At 71.7% G+C, this 14530-nt stretch carries 12 protein-coding genes and 2 tRNA genes; 4 read left to right on the top strand and 10 right to left on the bottom strand.

The window, feature by feature from the left end; genetic code table 11:
• Positions 1-35 precede the first annotated feature (35 nt).
• Complete coding sequence (locus AB0C66_RS22005; protein WP_362440984.1) at positions 36-506, bottom strand: NUDIX domain-containing protein; 471 nt, start codon at positions 504-506, stop codon at positions 36-38.
• Between the two features lie 2 nt (positions 507-508).
• Positions 509-1252, bottom strand: coding sequence for an XRE family transcriptional regulator (locus AB0C66_RS22000; RefSeq protein WP_362440981.1), 744 nt, complete (start codon positions 1250-1252; stop codon positions 509-511).
• A gap of 119 nt (positions 1253-1371) precedes the next feature.
• On the opposite strand from AB0C66_RS22000, the gene AB0C66_RS21995 reads away from it, so the two are divergent.
• Both AB0C66_RS21995 and AB0C66_RS21990 read left to right on the top strand, forming a co-directional pair.
• Complete coding sequence (locus tag AB0C66_RS21995) at positions 1372-1731, top strand: DUF6415 family natural product biosynthesis protein (protein ID WP_362440979.1); 360 nt, start codon at positions 1372-1374, stop codon at positions 1729-1731.
• A 349-nt stretch (positions 1732-2080) separates the two neighbouring features.
• Positions 2081-2479 carry a hypothetical protein gene (locus AB0C66_RS21990; RefSeq protein ID WP_362440976.1) on the top strand — a complete coding sequence of 133 codons (399 nt, stop codon included), beginning with the start codon at positions 2081-2083 and terminating at the stop codon, positions 2477-2479.
• Between the two features lie 86 nt (positions 2480-2565).
• Here AB0C66_RS21990 and AB0C66_RS21985 read toward each other — a convergent pair.
• Both AB0C66_RS21985 and AB0C66_RS21980 read right to left on the bottom strand, forming a co-directional pair.
• Positions 2566-2638 (bottom strand) — tRNA-Arg (locus AB0C66_RS21985).
• Between the two features lie 310 nt (positions 2639-2948).
• Positions 2949-3039 (bottom strand) — tRNA-Ser (locus AB0C66_RS21980).
• Between the two features lie 203 nt (positions 3040-3242).
• On the opposite strand from AB0C66_RS21980, the gene AB0C66_RS21975 reads away from it, so the two are divergent.
• Both AB0C66_RS21975 and AB0C66_RS21970 read left to right on the top strand, forming a co-directional pair.
• On the top strand, positions 3243-3692 hold the full coding sequence (locus tag AB0C66_RS21975; protein WP_362440973.1) for an SSI family serine proteinase inhibitor: 450 nt from the start codon (positions 3243-3245) through the stop codon (positions 3690-3692).
• Positions 3693-3926: 234 nt separating this feature from the next.
• On the top strand, positions 3927-8294 hold the full coding sequence (locus AB0C66_RS21970; protein WP_362440970.1) for a PAS domain-containing protein: 4368 nt from the start codon (positions 3927-3929) through the stop codon (positions 8292-8294).
• Positions 8295-8375: 81 nt separating this feature from the next.
• On the opposite strand, the gene AB0C66_RS21965 is transcribed toward AB0C66_RS21970, so the two are convergent.
• From AB0C66_RS21965 to AB0C66_RS21940, 6 genes are all read right to left on the bottom strand, one after another.
• On the bottom strand, positions 8376-10028 hold the full coding sequence (locus tag AB0C66_RS21965) for a long-chain fatty acid--CoA ligase (RefSeq protein ID WP_362440967.1): 1653 nt from the start codon (positions 10026-10028) through the stop codon (positions 8376-8378).
• 182 nt (positions 10029-10210) lie between these two features.
• Positions 10211-10741, bottom strand: a complete 531-nt coding sequence (locus AB0C66_RS21960) for a SigE family RNA polymerase sigma factor (protein WP_362440964.1) — start codon at positions 10739-10741, stop codon at positions 10211-10213.
• Between the two features lie 154 nt (positions 10742-10895).
• Positions 10896-11819: a DUF1906 domain-containing protein gene (locus AB0C66_RS21955; RefSeq protein ID WP_362440961.1), complete on the bottom strand. Its 924-nt coding sequence runs from the start codon at positions 11817-11819 to the stop codon at positions 10896-10898.
• Positions 11820-11872: 53 nt separating this feature from the next.
• Positions 11873-13039 (bottom strand): lipid-transfer protein, encoded by a 1167-nt coding sequence (locus AB0C66_RS21950; protein ID WP_362440958.1) that lies wholly within the window; start codon positions 13037-13039, stop codon positions 11873-11875.
• The gene (locus tag AB0C66_RS21945) at positions 13036-13470 is read right to left on the bottom strand and encodes a MaoC family dehydratase (RefSeq protein WP_362440955.1); all 435 of its coding nucleotides are present in this window, start codon (positions 13468-13470) and stop codon (positions 13036-13038) included. The genes AB0C66_RS21950 and AB0C66_RS21945 overlap by 4 nt, the downstream gene beginning before the upstream one ends.
• A complete protein-coding gene (locus tag AB0C66_RS21940) occupies positions 13467-14471 on the bottom strand; it encodes a bifunctional MaoC family dehydratase N-terminal/OB-fold nucleic acid binding domain-containing protein (protein WP_362440951.1) in 1005 nt (334 codons plus the stop codon). Before AB0C66_RS21940 ends, AB0C66_RS21945 begins: the two co-directional genes overlap by 4 nt.
• Between the last annotated feature and the right edge of the window lie 59 nt (positions 14472-14530).

Genomic DNA, 14530 nt, shown 5'->3' with positions numbered 1-14530 from the left:
GTCCTCTTCGAGCCGTTGCGCGGGCCGTACAGCTCTCAGCCCAGGTACGGGCGCTTACGATGCTCTAGGAAGTGGCAGAGTCGTAGGCGCTGGGTGTGGTGCATAGCAAGCCCATCCAACTCCCCCTGCGGCACGAAGCGGAGCTCCGTGGACTCGTCCGAGATGGCGAGTTCGCCACCGACAACTCTGGCCGTAAAGCAGATGTTGAACTGACGACGCACCTCGCCGTCCGTATACGCGATGACGTGGCGCGGGTCGGTGTACGTGCCGACGAGTCCCGTGATCTCGACGTCCAGCCCTGTCTCTTCCTTGACCTCGCGGACCGCTGTACCCGGCAGTGAGTCGGTCATCTCCATGCCGCCGCCTGGGAGGGCCCAGAGATCGTTGTCCCTGCGGCGCTGGAGGAGAATGCGGCCTTCCTCATCGGTGACGACGGCAGACGCGGCGACCACCATGCTGTTCGGCTCGGGGGCGTTCGGGTCGTCGTAGTACTCGGTTCGTGCCACGGTCAGTCTTCCTCTGCTGGTGTCGCCGTCGCCCACACCGCATCGAAGCTTGCGGCGTAGGTGTCGAACATGCCGCCTACCCCACTCCGCCGCAGATGCCACACCGGGGCAGCAAAGGCGTTCACTCCCCAGACATGGGCATTGACCAACACCTGATCATCGGCGCGGTAGATCGAGTTGTAGAGCGTCGTGTCATGCGTCCGCACCTCGATGCCCGGCGTCCCTACGAGGGGCCGGTAGTGCATGAGCGCGAGTCGGCACCGGGACTCGATCCCGTGGCCGAACTTCTCTTCCTCGCCCCGCAGCCGGACGTTCTCGCTGTCGGGATCACCGATGGCGATTCGGATCGCACAGCCTTCGGCGGCTCGCTCCTGCAAGAGGTCGTTGAGCCGGGGGTACGCCTCGTGCAGGAAGACGGCGGCGTACACCAGGACGTCGATGTGCTCACGGGCCTCGGACAGCAGGTCCACGAACGCGGACACCGGGATGTCCGCCCGCTGGTCGTAGAGCGCGACCAGTTCAGGGCTCACCGCGCGTGCGGGCCGCGACTGTCGGAGCGATGGCCATAGTGCGTGCACGTCTTCTCCCAGTGTTTCAGCCGCCTTCATGGCCGTGGTCCGGCGCGGCGTACGCCCTAGGTTCACCCACCGCTCAGCGGACTTGGGGTCCACCTCGACCTTCTGCGCGAGGGTGGCGTACGTCCAGCAACCGGCCGCCATGGCGGCACGTAGCCTCTCGTTCGGCATCCGAGTCTCTCCCTGCTCCCAAGGACGGCACTAGGGACGTTCTACACCGCGCGGGACGTCCCTAATTGGGGTTTGGCGGTGGTTCCTACGTCCTGGCGTGCGATCAGAAGATGCGCTCCATGGGCACCGACAACACTCTTCGAGCGGCTGTAGACGTCGCGGAGATCAAATCAGCGATCGACCGCGCCTTGGTGATGCGGACGGGGCTTCCTCCGTACAGCGAACTGGTGGAGCTGCACCAGACACTCCGGTCACATATCCGGACGCTGTTACCGCTGGCTGAGGCTCGGATTGAGCGCATGGACCGGGGCACGGTGGATTGGTACGACCGGCGGTGCCGGTTGAACACCATCCCGCACAAGGTCGGCCGGGGTCTCGGCTCGGGGTTGCAGTCCGCCGATGACCACGTGCGCAGCCTGGGCTACTCCTGCAAGTTCCTCCTGGAGAACTCCGGCCTCACCCCGCAGCCGGACCAGTGAGGTGAAGACCGGGCGGGAGCTGATGTCCGTGGGTCGGCTCACGGCTCCCGCCCTCACACCCCTGGGTGTGGTGGCTGTGCGGCGGACAGCGCCCCGTTCGCCGGAGCGCAGATGTCACCACCACTCCCAGATGGGCGGCGGACACTGCACCGTCCGCCGTCAGCGGTCCGGCTTCCCCGTCTCGTGCCCTTGACGATCCGCGGGGCGGGGGCCGGACCGCGCACAACAACCGCGGACGCAAGACCGGACTACCCCTCAAACCCTGGCAGGGGCGGCTGAGTACATCGGCGGAGCGGCTGAGTACGCGGACGGATCCGGGCCGGGCGACGGCCTGCCTAGCATCGCGGCCATGAACGACCAGGCGGGGGACGACCGGACGGGCTGGCAGGTCGAGGCGGAGCGCGACGCGGCGAGGGCCGCGGCCCGCAAGGGGCGGCCGGACGTGACCGGTATGGGGCTGAGGGCGCTCGGCGCCATCGTGTTGTGGCTGATGGCGGGGGGACTGTTCCTGATGGGGATGCTGCTCCCCTGGACCACGACCAACTGCGACTACGAGCAACACGCTGTCTGCGACAAGTCCACGCTGGACCTCGCCATGGCCATTCCCACCCTCACCGCCCCCTTGGCCGCGCTCATAGGAACCTGGGGCGCGTTCTCCCGCCGCCCCGGCGTCGCTCCGGTCGCTTGGGTCTCCGCGGTGACCCTCGTCCTCGTGGCCGGGGTGGTCACGTCGGCCATCACGGAGTAAGGCGCCGTACACCCGGCCCAGGACCCGTCGTCACGCGGAGGGACACGCAACAAAAACAGGGGCCCCGAACTGGGGCCCCTGAACTGCGCGCTCGGCAGGATTCGAACCTGCAACCTCTTGATCCGTAGTCAAGTGCTCTATCCGTTAAGCTACGAGCGCTTGGCTTCCCGGCGGTTTTTCTTGCCGGTCGGCGTTGCGAGGACAACATTACATGACCTGCGGCGTCACGCGAAATCCGTTTCCCCCACCATGCCTGACCTGCGAAAACGCCTCTTTTGGGGGTCGGCGCGCCAGGTGTCGCGGACGGCCTGGGAGACGCGGCGGGATGCGCTGCGGGGGCGTGATCACCTTGGGGAGGATCGCCTCACGCATATGAGCGAACACTCGCGGTAACGTCAGTTGTCGCCCGCGCGGGACGACCGCAAGCAAGAGGAGCCCCGGCCGGAATCGGCCGGGGCTCCTCTGGAAGCGGAGGCTGAGGGATTTGAACCCTCGATGGGCTTTAAGGCCCAAACCGCATTAGCAGTGCGGCGCCATAGACCAGACTAGGCGAAGCCTCCAGCACACCGGTCTCATCGCGCGAGCGCGATGTGGTGTGTGCAGATGATGTCACAGCCCTGCGGGATGTCACCAATCGCGCCCTACGGTACTCGGCGGGCGGCCACCACCGCAAAGCCCTATTGGCGGCGCAACGCGCGCGAGGGCGGCGCGTTAGAGGGGACAGGGGCAGCGCGCCCCGGATCGCTCACACCAGGAGTGCCCCATGCCCCTGTTGCACCGCCTCGCCGTCACCGCCGCTGTCACCGCCGCCGCGTCCGTCGCCACGATGGCCCCCGCATGGGGAACACCACTTCCGCTTCCGATGCCGATCGACGGGGAGAGCGCAGACCGTCTGGTGATCACCGTGAGTGAGACCGGGGACCCGATGGATGCCGCGCGGTATGTGCTGTCCTGCCACCCGACCGGTGGCTCGCATCCGCGGGCGCGGGCGGCGTGCGGGCAGCTGGACTCGCAGACGGAGTGGGGTCGGGATCCCTTCGCGCCGGTGTCGCCCGCGGCGATGTGCACGGGGATGTACGGGGGGCCGGCCACCGCGCGGGTGACCGGGCACTGGGCCGGGCGGCCCGTCAACGCTCGCTTCGACCGCACCAACGGGTGTGAAATCGCCCGGTGGAATCGCTTCTCCGTGGTTTTGCGCACGCCCGGTAGCTGATGGGTGGTGATGGGAGCCGACCGGAGGATTGCCCCGGGGCGGAGATGGGCCGGCTCCAGGAGAGGTTTGTCCGGGCGTGCGCCGAGACGCGTACGTCGTGCTGCGAGCTCCCTCTCATCTACCGTCGCGCCCGGCGCCGCTGCCCGTAGACTCCCCTAGAGACACTCCGAGGACCGGGCGGCAGAATGACCGCGAGTGTCAGCAAGGTGCGGTAGTCAGGGAGGAAGCGTCGTCGTGAGCAGCAGGCCATCCCGAGGCGCTGCTCGCCTCGCAGCGATACTCGACGCCCTTCCCGACGCGCTGCTGCTGGTCAACTGCAACGGCACGGTGGTCAACGCCAACCACATCGCGCTCGAGTCCTTCGAGGCGCCGGGCACCGCCCTCGTCGGTCGTGGTCTGCTCGATCTGCTCCCCTCCTTCGATCCCAATCGCATTCCCGGGTCGATGCGCCGCCCCGTGGAAGAGGAGCGGACGAACGGTACGAAGCCGACCCGGATGATGGCCCGGCGCACCGACGGGGCGCAGTTCCCCGTCGAGGTGACCAGCGCCAATCTGGAGGACGGCCGGACCCCCTACGCCGATCAGTACAGCTACACCGGCGATGAGCTGCTGATGCTCATCGTGCGTGACCTGACCGGGACGCTCGACACCGAGGCCGAACTCGCCCGCCAGCAGCGCCAGACCGAGATGATTCTGCGCGCGGCGGCGGAGGGCGTGGTCGGCGTGGACACCGAGGGCAAGGTGGTCCTCGTCAACCCGTCCGCGGCGCAGATCCTCGGCTACCGGGCCAGTGACCTGGGCGGTCAGGAGCTTCACTCTCTTGTACACCACTCGCGCCCGGACGGTTCCCCCTTCCCGTTCGAGGAGTCGCCGCTCGCCGACACCCTGCGGTCCGGCCGTAAGCACCGGGTGCGCGGCCAGGTGCTGTGGGCCAAGGACGGCGACCAGGTTCCGGTCGACCTGACGACCGCACCGGTACGGGACGGCGAGCAACTCGTCGGCGCCGTGATGACCTTCACCGACCGCCGTGCCGAGCAGGCCCTGGTCACGGCCCACGCCGAGGAGGTGGAGGGCCTCACCTCCCGGCACGCGGAGGAACTGGAGGGCCTCGCCGCCCAGCACACCGCGGAACGGGACGAGCTCACCAACCGGCACACCCAGGCCCTGGAGGACCTCCAGGCGCAGCTGGCCGGGGAGCGCGAGCGGTACGCGGAGCAGCTGGAGTCCCTCAGCGCCCGGAACGCCCAGCTGCTGGCCGTACTCGACCAGTCGCTGCGCGGGCCGCTACTGGAGCTCCGGCACGAGCTGGGCGTCCTCGCCGACGACCCGGCCGGGCAGCTGTGGCCGGAGGCCAACCAGATCCTGCACCACCTCGCCGCCGGGTACACCCGGATGACCACGCTCGTCGACAACGTCCTGAGCTATCAGCGGCTCGACGCGCACGGCGAGGAGCTGGCCCGGCGCCCGGTCTCCATGGACGAGGTCGTGGCGGCCGGTGTCGAGGGCGCGGTCGAGCTGATCGGCCCCGGGCGGGCGCAGTTCGCCGTACACGCGCCGCCGATCGAGGCCGAGGTGGACCCGGAGCGGCTGGCGCAGGCACTGACCCATCTCGTCGCGGATGTCGCCGGGGTCGACTCGACCGGCAAGGCTGCCTCGGGCGGCGTCGCGACAGGGGACTCGACGATCGTCGTCGCGGCGGCGCAGCGCGGGAACGTCATAAGGATCGAGGTGCGCGGGCCCTACGCGGGCGGCGACCCGGTGCACGAGCCCATCGTGCGCGGGATCGTGCGCCGGCACGGGGGTGTGCTCCAGACCCATGAGATGCCGGGCATGGGCGGACACGCCTATGTCCTGGAGGTACCGATCTCGGCCGCCGCCGCGGACGAGGAGCGCGCGAACGCCGCGTCGGGCGCGGAACCGGGCGCCGGTACGCAGGCGCGGGGCACGTCCGGCGGTGGCACGTCCGGCGGTGGCACCTCCGGCGGTGGCACCTCCGGCAGTGGCACCTCCGGCAGTGGCACCTCCGGCAGTGGCACCTCCGGCAGTGGCACCTCCGGCAGTGGCACCTCCGGCAGTGGCACCTCCGGCGGTGGCACCTCCGGGGGCGGCAGCGACCACACACCGACCGGGCGCCGTCGCGCCCGTCCGCACCCCGACGAGAGCTCCGCCCCCGACACCGACGGCAGCGGGACGGGGCACGGCGAGCAGAGCGCGGGGGCTCCGGCCGAACAGCCCGCCGCCGCTGGTGGTGACACCGGCGCGCACCACGACGAGCCCCGGCCGACCGGGCGCCGTCGCGCCCGCCCGCACCCCGACGAGACCCCGGCCCCCGGAACCGCCACCCCCGACACCGACGGCAACGGGACCGGCCACCACCGCCACGCCCGCGCCGACGAGGCACCGGAGGGTCCGCAGCCGGTCGGCCCCACCGGTATGGGTGTGGTGCCGCCTCAGGGCATGGCCGCCCAGGGGCAGACCCCCGGCGGGCGGCGCGCCCGGCGCGGCGCCCCGGTCCAGGAGAACGGCGCGGCCCCCCGGTCCGCCCTCGCACTGCCACCGGCGGCGGCCGACGCCACCGACCCCGCCCCGCGGCAGCAGGCTCGACCGGGCGCCCTGCCCGCGCTGTCCGCCGCCCGCGGCCCCGAGTACGAGCACGGCCAACAGCACCCGCACGAGCAGCAGGCGCAGTGGGGCCAGGCCCCGCAGGACACCAACGGCGGCCGGCCTGAACAGGCTTCGGCGTCCACAGGACGCCGCCGCGGCCGCCGGGCGCTGGCCGAGGCGCCGGAACGGCCGGTGGCCGAGCAGGAACAGGCCCAGGGGCAGACCGGGGTGGAGCCCGGCGCCGCCCGGGGCCCGTTCGCGCTGCCGCCCGCCGAGGCCGACCGGACGCAGGAGCCCGGCGCGCTGCCGCCGGAGCTGGGACCGGCCGGACTGGTCCCCGCCCAGCACGGGCCGCCCCGCGGCGCCGCCCAGCCGCAGGGCGGTGGCGGTCTGGCCGTACGCGGCGAGCCCGTGGCGCCCAACGGCGTCCCCGGGCAGGGGGAGTCGGCCATGGCCGCGCTGCCCGCCGCCCGCGGTCCCGAACACGACCAGCAGCCGGACGAGCAGCCCCATCCGACCGGACGGCGGCGGGCTCGCCGCCCGCTGTCCGAGGAGCAGCCGGAGGCCCCGCAGCAGAACGGTCCGCCGTCGGGTCAGTGGCCGGGCGCGCCGAGTGGGCCGGGCACGCCGGGTGCGCCCGCCCGGCCCGGGCCCCAGCCGCTGCCCGCCGAGGCACCGCAGGGCGCGGACTCCACCCAGGGGCGCGCGATCAGCGTGCGGACGCTCGGCCAGGGTGTGCCGTTCGCCCAGCAGGTCGGTGAGCACGCCACAGGGCAGCATCCGACGGGGCAGCACCCCATCGGCCAGCACCCGACCGGCCAGCACCCCACCGGAGTTCAGCGCCTGGGCCAGCCACAGGGCGGCCGTCCGCAGGGGCAGCAGCCACCGGCGCAGCCCCAGCAGCAGACGCCCTCCGGCGGCACGGCCACCCTGGGCTCGGGCCGACGGCGCAAGCTGGCCGCCCGTCCCGATATGCAGGATCCGGAGCAGGGCGGTCCGGCCCCCGAGGCCGCGGCGGCCACCGGCCGAACGCAGCCGCAGGCCCAGCCGCAGGCCGGGACACAGCCCGGCGCCCAGCCCGCGGCGCCTTCACGTCCACAGCCCGGCACGGGGGGCGGCGCACAGCCGCATCGCGCGCCGGGGCCGCAGAGCTCGGGCCGTGCCTTCGCGATCGGCGCGCCGGACGAGGGCGCCGAGGGCCCGGAGCCGCTGGACGGACCGAACGGCGCGATCGAGGTCGTCGACGACCACACCCCGCCGCGGGACGACGAACTGCCCCCGGAGCCGCTGGACAACCCGCGCCGCCTCCTGGTGTGGCCCGCGCCGGACATGTCCACACAGCAGGCGCTGAGCGACCGCGGCTACCGCCCGGTGATCGTCAACTCCCGTGAGGAGGTGGACGCGCAGATCGCCGCGTATCCGGCGGCGCTCTTCGTGGACCCGCTGACCGGGCCGATCACCCGTACCGCGCTCCAGTCGCTGCGTACGGCCGCGGTCGCCGCCGAGGTGCCGGTGCTGGTGACGGCGGGGCTCGGACAGGCCACGCGGGAGGCGGCGTACGGTGCCGATCCGGCCGTCCTGCTCAAGGCGCTCGCCCCGCGCGACAGCGAGCAGCACCCGCCGCGCGTCCTGCTGATCGAGGAGCATGAGCCGATCGCGGCGGCGCTGACGGCGACGCTGGAGCGGCGCGGGATGCACGTCGCCCGTGCGGCGACGGACGCCGACGCGGTGACGCTCGCGAGCCAGATGCGGCCGAACCTGGTGGTGATGGACCTGATGCAGGTGCGCCGCCGCCGGGCCGGGATCGTGGACTGGCTGCGCGGCAACGGTCTGCTCAACCGCACCCCGCTGGTCGTCTACACCTCGGCGGACATCGACCCCGGCCGGCTTTCGCGGCTGACGTCGGGCGAGACCGTGCTGTTCCTCGCGGAGCGTTCGACGAGCGCGGAGGTACAGGCCCGGATAGTGGACCTGTTGGCGAAGATCGGCACCAACTGACGGGCCGGGGTGGGGCGGGGCCGGGTGCGCCCCCGCGCCACCCCACCCCCGCTCCCGCTCGGTCCCACCCCCGGCTCCCGCTCAGTCGAGCTCGGTCACGTCCAGCTCCCCGTCCGCGTACTGCTTCCGCAGCTGCTTCTTGTCGAACTTGCCCACGCTGGTCTTCGGCACCACCGGGATCAGCGCCCAGCGCTCGGGGAGCTGCCAGCGCGCGATCCGCTCGGCGAGGAAGCCCCGAAGGGCTTCGTAGTCGACGGTGGCGCCGTCCTTCAGCACCACGGTGGCGAGCGGACGCTCGCCCCACCTCTGGTCCGGAACGGCGACGACCGCCGCCTCCGCGACCTCCGGATGACCCATGAGCTGGTTCTCCAGCTCGACCGAGGAGATCCACTCGCCACCGGACTTGATGACGTCCTTGGCGCGGTCGGTCAGCGTCAGATAGCCGTCGGGCGTGATGGTGCCGACGTCACCGGTCTTCAGCCAGCCGTCCTCGGTGAACTTGTCGGCCGGGCGGAACGGCTCGCCCGCCGCGCCCCCGTAATACGCCCCGGCGATCCATGGGCCGCGCACCTCCAGCTCGCCCGGGCTCACCCCGTCCCACGGCACCCGGCCACCGTCGGGCGCGGTCAGCCGGGGCTGTACGGAGGCGGGGAAGCGGCCCTGGCTGACGCGGTACGGCCATGCCTCCTCATCCGAGACACCGCCGGGCGGCTGGGCGATGGTGCCCAGCGGCGAGGTCTCCGTCATGCCCCAGGCGTGCACCACACGGATGCCGTGGCGCTTTTCGAAGGCCTCCATCAGGGCGGGCGGGCAGGCCGCGCCGCCGATATAGACATTCCGCAGACAGGCCACGTCCCGCGGCTTCGCGTCCAGCTCGGCGAGCAGCCCGTGCCAGATGGTCGGCACGGCGGCGGCGAGGGTGGGGCGGACGCTCTCGATCATCTCGGCGAGCGGCTCGGGCTGGAGGAAGCGGTCGGGCATCAGTATCGAGGCGCCCGCCATGAAGGCGGCATGCGCGGTGCCCCACGCGTTCGCATGGAACATCGGCACCACCGGCAGCAGGGTGTCGCTCCCGGAGACCGCGAACGACTCGGCGCTGTTGACCTGCATGGAGTGCAGATAGATCGAACGGTGGCTGTAGGCCACGCCCTTGGGCTCCCCGGTCGTCCCCGAGGTGTAGCAGAGCGCGGCGGCCTCGCGCTCGTCGAGCTCCGGCCAGTCGTAGTGGGTGGGGCGGCCCTCGATCAGCTCCTCGTACTCATGGACCCGCGCACGGCATCCGGCGAGGACGGAGCGGTCACCCGGGCCGGTGACCACGATGTGCTCCACGGAGCCGAGGCCGGGGAGGAGCGGCGCGAGCAGCGGCAGCAGCGAGCCATTGGCGACGATCACGCGGTCCGCCGCGTGGTTCACGATCCAGCTGAGCTGCTCAACGGGCAGCCTGAGGTTGAGCGTGTGCAGCACGGCGCCCATGGACGGCACCGCGAGATAGCACTCCAGATGCTCGCAGTTGTTCCACAGAAGGGTGCCCACGGGCTCCCCGCGCTCGACCCCGAGCTCATCGCGCAGCGCGTCGGCGAGCGCGGCGGCACGCTCGCCGACCTCCCGGAAGGTACGGCGCTGGGGCGCGCCCTCGCCGGTCCAGGTGGTCACATGGGCCGCGCCGTGCACCACCGAACCATGCATGAGGATGCGGGTCACGGTCAGCGGTACGTCCTGCATCGTGCTGAGCACCGGGGCCTCCAGGGTTCCGGTTGCGCGCGGGTAGAAGTGCCGTCGATTTTCCTTCCGACCGGCTGGTATGTCATCCCCTGTGGATAACCCGCTGTGGATAACCCCGTTCCGCTGTTCAGCTGTTTCGCCGTTCAGCTGTTTCGCCGTTCAGCTGTTTCGCTGCTCAGCTGTATCGGCCGTCGTCAGGCCGCGCGGGAGAGATCCGGGTCCTCGCGCAGCTTGCCGAGGGCGCGCGAGACCGCGCTCTTGACCGTGCCGACGGACACCCCGAGCACCTCGGCGGTCTGGGCCTCGCTGAGGTCCTCGTAATACCTGAGTACGACCATGGCCCGCTGACGGTCCGGCAGCCGCATGACCGCGCGCCACATGGCGTCCCGGAGCACCTGCCGCTCGGCGGGGTCGGGGGCGGGCACCGGGTCCGGCTCGGGCAGTTCCTCGCATACGAACTCGTCGACCTTGCGCTTGCGCCACTGCGAGGTCCGGGTGTTCACCAGCGCCCGACGCACATAGCCGTCCAGCGCCTTGTGGTCCTCGATGCGCTCCCAGGCCAGATACGTCTTCGTCAACGCTGTCTGGAGCAGGTCCTCCGCGTCGAAGGCGTTGGCGGTCAGCGAGCGGGCGGTGCGCAGCAGAACCGGCCCCCGTGCCTTCACATACGAGGAGAACGACGGGAACGCGGCGGTGGATGCGCCCGTGCACACGGTCGTGGTCATGTCTCAACGCTATGAGCGGGCAGGACATCGCGGATCGGTCCCAGGTGCCGAAACCGGGTCAATCTCAGGTTGTAGTCGTGGGGCTGTCACCACCTCCTAAGGGGGGAGGGGATGGGAGGGGAGCGTCAGGGATCCGCCGGGGGTGCGGGGCAGGTCAGTCGACGATCGCGACGGGTGCGTCCACCTTGTTGCGGTCGATCCACAGCGTCCGGCCGCCATGTGTCACCTCGACGTTGCCCCGGTACTGGTGGATGCGGCGGTGCGGCTGCCAGGCGGTCCTGGCCATGGACGGCTCCTCGTGCAGCGACGCCCTACCGGTCCAGCGGGCGAACCACACGATGGAGGGGAGGTCGTCGACTCCGGCCTTCCTGGCCTGTTCCAGATGGCGCACCCCGGAGTCGGCGCTGCTGTAGAAGCCGGGGAAGTAGCCCTGTGAGCTGACCTCGCGGTTCCAGGCGCGGATGAAGGAGAGCGTGGTGGCGGCGCAGCGCGCGAGCGACCGGTCGTACGCCTCCATATCGAGGTAGAGCGCGCTGCGCTCCTTCATGCCCAGCGCCTTGGCGCGCGCCACGGCGTCCATGGCCTCCGCGCGCCCCTGCGCCCAGGGGGCGGCGCCGATCGGAACACGCGTCTTGTCGATGTTGCGGACGCACGGCGACTGGGAGCCGACGTAGACGGGCAGCACATGCCACCCCAGGGCGGCGGCCCCGCGCATCCAGGAGGTGGTGAGGTGGGGCTGGACCGGACAGGCCCGGCCGCGGCCGCCGAAGTAGACACCGAGGGCGCGGTAACGCGAACCGCTCCAGGCCCGCAGGGTGCTGAGGGGTGGGGTGTGGCAGGTGTCCAGGGCCCAGCCCCTGAAGACCTTGGCCCCCAGGTCACGAGGGTCGGGGAGGGCGGCTCTCGCCGAGGAGACGCCGCTGAGCTCGGACGGTGCGGGGAGTATGGCTCGGGGCGAAGGGGCGGGCACGGCCTCGGACGAGGCAGGGGCGGCACCGGCGATCGAGGCGGCGAGCGCCGCGGCGAGACCGGCGGTCCAGCCCGTGACCGTCCAGCCGCTCTGCTTTCTTCGTTTCATATGACAAATGAAGGAGGACAGGGGACGGCCGAAGCCGCAGACACGCGCGCGGTTCAGCCGTCTGCGCCGAGGAGAAGCCCGGATGTCGGAACCCCGGTGCCCGCGGTGACCAGGACGCGCGCGGCGTGCGGGACCTGGTTGACCGAGGTGCCGCGGATCTGCCGTACGCCCTCCGCGATGCCGTTCATCCCGTGCAGATACGCCTCCCCGAGCTGGCCCCCGTGCGTATTGAGGGCCAGCGCGTCCTCGGCGACGAACCCGGCCGCCTCACCGCGTCCGCAGAAGCCGAACTCCTCCAGCTGCATCAGGACGAACGGGGTGAAGTGGTCGTAGAGGATCCCGACGTCGATCTCGGCCGGGGTGAGGCCGCTGTCCCGCCACAGCCGCCGCGCCACCACGGCCATCTCCGGCAGCCCGGTGAGATCGTCGCGGTAGAAGCTGGTCATCTGCTCCTGGCCGCGGCCCGCCCCCTGCGCCGCGGCCGTGATCACCGCGGGCGGATGGCGGAGGCCACGGGCCCGCTCGACACTGGTCACCACGATGGCCTGGCCGCCGTCGGTCTCCTGACAGCAGTCGAGCAGCCGCAGCGGTTCGACGATCCAGCGGGAGGCGGCGTGATCGGCGAGGGTGATCGGCTGGCCGTGGAAGTACGCCGCCGGGTTGGTGGCCGCGTACCGCCGGTCGGTGACGGCCACATGGCCGAAGACCTCGGGGCTCAGACCGTGGACATGCAGATAGCGCTGTGCGGCCATGGCCACCCAGGACGCCGGGGTGAGCAGGCCGAACGGCAGCACCCAGCCGAGCGCGGCCCCCTCTGCCGAGGCTTCGCGGTGCTGCACCCCGGCCCCGAACCGCCGCCCGGAGCGTTCGTTGAACGCGCGGTAGCAGACGACCACCTCGGCCACCCCGGTCGCGACGGCGAGCGCGGCCTGCTGCACAGTGGCGCACGCGGCGCCCCCGCCGTAGTGGACGCGCGAGAAGAACGACAGCTCGCCGATGCCGCACGCCTGGGCGACGGTGATCTCCGGGCTGGTGTCCATGGTGAAGGTGACGAGCCCGTCCACCTCGGCGGGGGTGAGCCCGGCGTCGTCCAGGGCGGCCCGGACGGCCTCGGCCGCGAGCCTCAGCTCACTGCGGCCGGAGTCCTTGGTGAACGCGGTGGCGCCGATGCCCACGACGGCCGCGGCGCCGCCCAGGGTGCCGGTCCGGCGGGCGCTCATCGGTGGCCCTCCACCGGCCCGACGCGTTCCACCCTGGCGTCGGCGACCGGGAGTTGCACGGTGACCGTGCCGGTCACATGGTTGCCGATACCGTTCGCACCGGTCACCGCGACCTCCGCCATACCGTCGGCGACGGAGGTGACCTCGCCCCGCAACACCATCTCGTCTCCCGGATAGTTGGGCGCACCCAGCCGGATCGCGACCTTCCGCAACCGCGCCCGCGGTCCGAAGTGGTCGGTGATGTAGCGCCCCACGAGACCGTTGGTGGTCAGGATGTTCATGAAGATGTCCGGGGAGCCCTTCTCCTCGGCCGCCTCGGCGTCGTGGTGCACGTCCTGGTAGTCCCGGGAGGCGAGGGCACCGGCGACGATGAGGGTCCGGGTGATCGGGACGCGCAGCGGTGGCAGGGCGTCGCCCGCGCGGACGGTCATACGGCCTCCTCCGCCGTCGCCCGGAAGACGGGGAGTTCCATGGCGCCCTTGGTGTCTTCGACCCGCAGGAACTCCAGCTCGACCGGCATGCCGATACGCACCTTGTCGTACGGCACCCCGGTGATTCCGCCGACCATGCGTACCCCCTCCGCGAGTTCGACCAGCCCTACGGCATACGGGGGCTCGAAGGCGGGGAAGGGCGGATGGTGCATCACCACATGGCTGAACACCGTGCCGCGGCCGGACGCCTCGGCCGTCTCCCACTCCGGTGAGCCGCACCGGCCGCAGCCGGGCAGCCAGGGGAAGCGGAGGGTGGCGCAGCCGGCGCAGCGCTGGAGGAGCAGCCGGTGCTCGGCGACGCCCTCCCAGAAGCCCTCGTTGTCCCGGTTGACGACGGGACGGGGGCGCGCCGCCCGCGCCGTGGACGCGGGCTGTGGCTTTGGCTGCGGCCTTGGCTGCGGCTGCGGACTCGGCTTCGGCTGTGGACTCCGGCGGGCGGGCGCGTACTTGAGGACACGGAAGCGGTGCGTACCGACCAGCACGTCGCCCACGTGGATGTCCATCCGGGTGGTGATGAAGTACCCGGAGCCCAGCGCGGTGGTCTTGCGCGGAGAGACCGACTCGATCACCCCGTCGAAGCGGACGCGGTCCCCGGGCCGCAGCGGGCGCGGATACTCCTGCTCGCAGTCGGTGGCCACGATCGAGGTGCAGCCCGCGTCGTCGAGCAGCCCGAACAGCTCGTCGTGCGCGCCCGTCCGGGCCGAACCGGCCGGGTGGCCCGCCAGTCCGCCCATGGTCCACGCCTGGAGCATGGTGGGCGGCGCGATGCCCGGGTACGCGGGGTTGGTGTCCCCCATCGCCTCGCACCAGTGCCTGATCATGGGCTCGTTGACGGGGTCACGGCCCTCGCCGCCCTGTACGGTCGTACGCCCCTCGAACGCCTTGAGCCGTTCGTACAGCTCGTCGGGCGCGGGACTCCCGGCCGTCCTCTCACCGGTCATGGGCAGTTGACCCCCTTGACGGGACGGGTGGTGTGACCGACCTCAGCGAAGAGCTTCCT

This window comes from Streptomyces sp. NPDC048636, from assembly GCF_040650655.1.
Lineage (GTDB): Bacteria > Actinomycetota > Actinomycetes > Streptomycetales > Streptomycetaceae > Streptomyces.
This window is presented reverse-complemented; position numbering and strand designations above follow the sequence as displayed.

Coding starts and splice junctions, on each gene's coding strand:
- AB0C66_RS22000 (WP_362440981.1), bottom strand. CDS start 1,252: ATGCCGAACGAGAGGCTACGTGCCGCCATGGCGGCCGGTTGCTGGACG.
- AB0C66_RS21995 (WP_362440979.1), top strand. CDS start 1,372: ATGGGCACCGACAACACTCTTCGAGCGGCTGTAGACGTCGCGGAGATC.
- AB0C66_RS21990 (WP_362440976.1), top strand. CDS start 2,081: ATGAACGACCAGGCGGGGGACGACCGGACGGGCTGGCAGGTCGAGGCG.
- AB0C66_RS21975 (WP_362440973.1), top strand. CDS start 3,243: ATGCCCCTGTTGCACCGCCTCGCCGTCACCGCCGCTGTCACCGCCGCC.
- AB0C66_RS21960 (WP_362440964.1), bottom strand. CDS start 10,741: ATGACCACGACCGTGTGCACGGGCGCATCCACCGCCGCGTTCCCGTCG.
- AB0C66_RS21955 (WP_362440961.1), bottom strand. CDS start 11,819: ATGAAACGAAGAAAGCAGAGCGGCTGGACGGTCACGGGCTGGACCGCC.
- AB0C66_RS21950 (WP_362440958.1), bottom strand. CDS start 13,039: ATGAGCGCCCGCCGGACCGGCACCCTGGGCGGCGCCGCGGCCGTCGTG.
- AB0C66_RS21945 (WP_362440955.1), bottom strand. CDS start 13,470: ATGACCGTCCGCGCGGGCGACGCCCTGCCACCGCTGCGCGTCCCGATC.
- AB0C66_RS21940 (WP_362440951.1), bottom strand. CDS start 14,471: ATGACCGGTGAGAGGACGGCCGGGAGTCCCGCGCCCGACGAGCTGTAC.